This window comes from Microcystis sp. M44BS1 (genome assembly GCF_020244875.1).
Classification (GTDB): Bacteria; Cyanobacteriota; Cyanobacteriia; order Cyanobacteriales; family Microcystaceae; genus Microcystis; species Microcystis panniformis.
In genome coordinates this window covers 1-4,681 of sequence record NZ_JADBVM010000111.1, presented here as the reverse complement: position 1 = coordinate 4,681, position 4,681 = coordinate 1, and the positions used below count along the sequence as shown (strand labels likewise).

Below are 4,681 nucleotides of genomic sequence, written 5' to 3'. Positions count from 1 at the left end.
TCAATTGTCTATCTTTTGGTATTAACCTGTTTGTGCCGTAAGTGTCTCCCTGTATGGATGTCAGCTATTTTTGAGACTAGGTACTCTCATCGAATTTTATTTTAAGTTAATTATTTGCATAACAATTCCCGAAGAGCCATATTTAATTCCTGATAACTGATAACTGATAACTGATAACTGACCGATCGAACTTGTCTCGACCGTACTTTTTTAACAGCAACCGCCCCCATTATAGTGCCAAGTGGACTCGGTGATGAGGATATCTTGGGGAGAGAAACAAGCTAAGTTGCTCGCAGTTTTATCACAGACGGCCACCGGCAATCCTTTGGCTAAAATATGCCCAGCACCATCATCAAAAATTGCCTCCGTACCAGTATAAATAGCAGTTTTGCCGGTAAAAATACAGGCCCCATCTTCGGGAATAGCTACTTTAAAAGCCACGGAATCCAAACTTTCTAAGAGGAGCGGCTCGGCTAAATTATAACTCTGACAGTCCAGTAAACGATAGGGACGACGGGCCCGAATTTCTACCTGACCAAAACCAGCAGCGATCAACTGTTGAATATAATCATCGTAGGTCAAGGCCCCCGATAGACACATAGCGCGTAAACGCTGATCTTCTTGCAAATGTTCGGGAATTGGACGAGGGGCGATCGGATCGCTCATCAGTAAACGTCCTCCCGGTTTTAAGACGCGAAAAGCTTCCCGTAAAGCTAACTGTAAATCGGCTGGTTTAAAGATATTAAAAAGACAATTCTGCGCCACTACATCGACGGAGGCATCCTCCACCGGCAATTCAAAGGCAGAACCATCTCTAATTTCCACAAAATCGAGACTAAACCAGGGATTTTCCAGCAGCGCTTCGCCGAGATTTCTTTGGGCTGCCCAACGCATTTCTGGCACTGGATCTACCGCAATAACTCCCCCCGGACGACGGGAAAAATAGGCGAATTGCAGTGCTTCTAAACCACCACCCACACCCACATACAAAACCCTAGGAGAATTGCCTAATTCATTGGCCTGCACCGTCGTGCCACAACCATAGTTCATCTCCTGCATAATGGCGGGGATTTTTAACCCCGGCAGTTGCAAAGGACTGCTTTGAACACAACATAGCCCCACTTCGGGAGTTTGGGCCACTTCGCTGTAAAATTTGGCAGTAGCTTCCAGATAAGTCATTTTCATCCTTTAAACTCCTTTTCTCTGATCAATTCAAGGACCGACTTCACATCCTCGCCCAACGCTATCGTAGCATTCCTACTGACCCATAAGCGGTTAAAATGCGTCTTAGCTTATCTTGATGCTCCGATATCTCGAAATACCGCAACGCCGAAACCTGCGGGATCACTTTCTAGTCTAGCCTATTTTCTATACACCTGATCGTGACTACCAATATCAATTAACAAGATGATAACTTCTCAATATTCTCCATCTTCCGAAAAACTAAAAATAATTCGACAATCGTAAGCCACAGTACAAGACCATAACCCTTCTAAATTACCACTTAACCTATGGGTTTTTAAAGACAGTGTAAATGGGTCTTCTGCCAGTTTTCTAAGTACATCGAAAATTTTAGGTTTTAACTGGGGATTTTTCTTGATTAGCTTTTTAAACGAACGCTTAAACCCATCACTCCATATTAGATCCATCGTTAATCCTCATTCAAATCAGCAATCAAATCTTCTGCGGTTCCCCTTCTGGCTGTTCCAGTAGCGATCGCCTCTTTCAATTCCTTAAAATTAGCTAAAATTTCTCTTTCTCTTGCTTTAGCTCTATATTGAGACAAAATCTCTAACAATGACTCTTGTTCATCCTCTGATAAATTCTCAAAAGATTTGATCATTTCTTGCAAAGTCATCATTTTACCTCTTAACTATTTTCCTTATATTTTAATTATTTTCAAAGATGATTTTATGGTAAATATCTGCGATTACTATCTTAATTACCAAAGAATTTAAATGAATTATCGTATCAGATTCATAAGCTCTAAACAACCAGCGATCTCGCATAGATCCGCTTTGCGGTGCGCCTTCTTTTTGAAAATGTTCAATATAACATTTTTCCTGCGAAATTAATAAATATTCCTGAAAAGTTGCAATAGTTCGATAAGCGGCAAACTTTTCTTCTCTGTCGTAACTTGCCGTTGCAGCAGACAAAACCTCAGTAATCAAAACAGGATTAATTAAAGTATCTTTGCGTCCTTCTTGATAAGTGAGAGGTTCAGGCATCACCATAATATCGGGATAAGTTGCCATTCGACGCTCAGGTATCCATAAACGCTGATCGGTGACAAAAACGGCATAGAGTTGATTCTTTAGGCCAGTATATAAAGCCACTAATAAATTACGGCTCATCTGAGTTCAGTATGCTAAAAGCAACATCCTAGTTGGTTAAGAAAGTATTAAATTTACTCTTAGGAAGATAAAATCAGCTATCAATTCAGCGTTTTGAGGCTTTATAATAATAGAGAGATCCATAAATTTTATAACAACTAAGTAGGGCTTGCTGAAAAAGTTTTTCGTGGGGGTAGGGTGTGGGGTTTTACGGATTTTGAGGGGGTCAGTTAAGTAATTTTCAGGGAAAAAGTCCCGGAATTTTACCCCCGATCACTCCAATGGTTGGCACTTTTTGAGGGAAAAAAAGTCTAAAAGTCTTATCCAACAAGGTTTTTAGATTTATTCAGCAACCCCTAAGTAGGAAACTATTATGATTTCCCTCAATCATCCTAAATCATCAGGGAGCATCTCATTTATGCAAGTGAGTAATTATACTTATCCCTAAAACTGGTTTCTAGCAAGGCTTTCAAAATAGCTTGACATAAAAACCTGATTTAGGGGTTACAAAGGTGAGATGCTCCCAATCATCACTACAGATTTTTGAAGAAATCCTAAATTTCCAGACTCATAAACCAGTTGAGATTAGCATAATAGACGACATGATTTTCGTGAGATTAGAAGTAAAGGATAAATCAGCTATTTGTCCGAGATCTGGTTGTGAGAGTCGTAAGCTAACTGGTTTAGTGAAGTGACTGCCTACTTTGAGCATCGATTAGTAATGGTTGTGTTGAAAGTCTCAACAATAAGCTCAAGGTAATAAAGCGATGTGGATATGGGTTTCGCAATTTTGAGATACGAGTTCTTCTATCCTGTAATAAATCTATCACTTTAGCCTAAAAAACTCGGATGAACCCGCAAATGAATATGAATAACGATAGACAACATCTCAAATTATTATCAATCTTCCACTATATTGTGGGAGGGATTCTTGCCTTTTTCTTTCTCTTTCCACTTATCCACTTTACTATTGGTCTACTCATCATTACCGAATCTATTTCAGTACATTCATCTGGGAATTTACCGCCTCAAGCGGCCGGATATTTTTTCGCCGTTGTTGGTGGCCTATTTTTCATATTAGGAGAAGTTTTTGCTATTGCTACCATTGTATCGGGGCGATTCCTCAAACGCCGCCAGAGATACTGGTTTTCCTTCGTTATGGCTTGCATCCTCTGCTTATTCACTCCCTTGGGGACAATCCTCGGAGTCTTCACGATTATTGTTCTCTCCCGCCAGTCCGTTAAGGAGCTATACGGGCTTCCTAATGCAGATTCTGCTAATTAGCATCTCCAAATGAGAGCAGCCCTCAATGAATAGGCTTAGTAGCGGCCGCCGTCACGCTCAATAAAAAAGCCACAAACTGGATACTTAAAATAATAAACGCTATCAACTGACCTAGCGATAATTGAACGGCGAGGACTAGGGAAGCGCCATACCAAAAAAGGAAGAGTACGATTAGGGTCAAAGGCAAGCGGAAAGAAAGAGGAAGGGGTTCTGAGCTACACTCGGCTACCAATCTGCTTCTTTTGAGAAGGTAATAGGTCCCACAGGCTAGGGCGGTTAGCCCAGTGGAAGCAAAGGCAAGTTGAGGACTATAAATAGCTATTAATAATAGCATGGCCAAGACTTTAGGGAGTGTGACAGCGACTTTGAGAAAGAGGTTCCTAGCCAGACCGTTGCCGACGATGGCGGCGGTGAGAGCGGCTAGGCCGATCTCCGAGGCACTGGCAATGAGAGTCGTCACTATCAAGAAAACACCCAATAGGTTGAGAATCTCGGGCGAGTTCTGGACGATGACCTTATCAATAATCACCTGAATGACTAAGGGGATAGACAACCAGAACAGAGTACCGAAGGCACTCAAAAAGAAGACGGTTATCGTTAAGAGCAGTTGAATGTTGACATCCTCTCTTGTTCGGGTGTGGGGTAAAATTGGTAAGAATAGGCTTTTTCCATGTCTCACATTCTAGAATATATGGTGTAAATGCGCTAATATTTAACAGTAAAGCCGTCGTAGAACGACGGGGTTTCAGACCCAAATTTTCGATGAATAATCCAGGCTAGACATACCATAAAATATTTGGCCACAAAAAAGCACCCCCTCGCGGGAGTGCCTTTTCGTTCAGACTAGGAATTAACCATTGATAGCGGGAGCAATCAGAGCTACAGGAGCCTGTTCACCACTAGCCAAGTCTAAGGGGAAGTTATGAGCATTGCGCTCGTGCATTACTTCCATACCGATACCAGCGCGGTTTAACACATCGGCCCAAGTACCGATTACACGACCTTGAGAATCGAGAATCGACTGGTTGAAGTTAAAACCATTGAGGTTAAACGCCATGGTGCTA

The 4,681-nt window shown here is 41.6% G+C and carries 7 protein-coding genes and 1 pseudogene; 2 read left to right on the top strand and 6 right to left on the bottom strand.

What is annotated here, in order from left to right:
- Window positions 1-210: 210 nt before the first annotated feature.
- The 4 genes from arsM to IM515_RS08060 form a co-directional block, all read right to left on the bottom strand.
- Window positions 211-1,185 carry an arsenosugar biosynthesis arsenite methyltransferase ArsM gene (gene arsM, locus IM515_RS08075; RefSeq protein WP_002785794.1) on the bottom strand — a complete coding sequence of 325 codons (975 nt, stop codon included), beginning with the start codon at window positions 1,183-1,185 and terminating at the stop codon, window positions 211-213.
- A 233-nt stretch (window positions 1,186-1,418) separates the two neighbouring features.
- A complete protein-coding gene (locus IM515_RS08070; protein WP_002770495.1) occupies window positions 1,419-1,649 on the bottom strand; it encodes a type II toxin-antitoxin system RelE/ParE family toxin in 231 nt (76 codons plus the stop codon).
- A gap of 2 nt (window positions 1,650-1,651) precedes the next feature.
- Window positions 1,652-1,858, bottom strand: a complete 207-nt coding sequence (locus tag IM515_RS08065; protein WP_002770492.1) for a hypothetical protein — start codon at window positions 1,856-1,858, stop codon at window positions 1,652-1,654.
- 31 nt (window positions 1,859-1,889) lie between these two features.
- Window positions 1,890-2,354 carry a Uma2 family endonuclease gene (locus IM515_RS08060; RefSeq protein ID WP_287629162.1) on the bottom strand — a complete coding sequence of 155 codons (465 nt, stop codon included), beginning with the start codon at window positions 2,352-2,354 and terminating at the stop codon, window positions 1,890-1,892.
- 693 nt (window positions 2,355-3,047) lie between these two features.
- Between IM515_RS08060 and IM515_RS08055 the strand changes: the two genes are divergently transcribed.
- Both IM515_RS08055 and IM515_RS08050 read left to right on the top strand, forming a co-directional pair.
- Window positions 3,048-3,173: a transposase gene (locus tag IM515_RS08055; RefSeq protein WP_158202401.1), complete on the top strand. Its 126-nt coding sequence runs from the start codon at window positions 3,048-3,050 to the stop codon at window positions 3,171-3,173.
- 27 nt (window positions 3,174-3,200) lie between these two features.
- Window positions 3,201-3,617, top strand: a complete 417-nt coding sequence (locus IM515_RS08050) for a hypothetical protein (RefSeq protein WP_216628852.1) — start codon at window positions 3,201-3,203, stop codon at window positions 3,615-3,617.
- 22 nt (window positions 3,618-3,639) lie between these two features.
- On the opposite strand, the gene IM515_RS08045 is transcribed toward IM515_RS08050, so the two are convergent.
- Both IM515_RS08045 and IM515_RS08040 read right to left on the bottom strand, forming a co-directional pair.
- Window positions 3,640-4,296, bottom strand: a complete 657-nt coding sequence (locus tag IM515_RS08045) for an ATP-binding cassette domain-containing protein (RefSeq protein ID WP_287629158.1) — start codon at window positions 4,294-4,296, stop codon at window positions 3,640-3,642.
- Window positions 4,297-4,467: 171 nt separating this feature from the next.
- Window positions 4,468-4,681, bottom strand: a pseudogene (locus IM515_RS08040) (hypothetical protein); the annotation flags it as partial.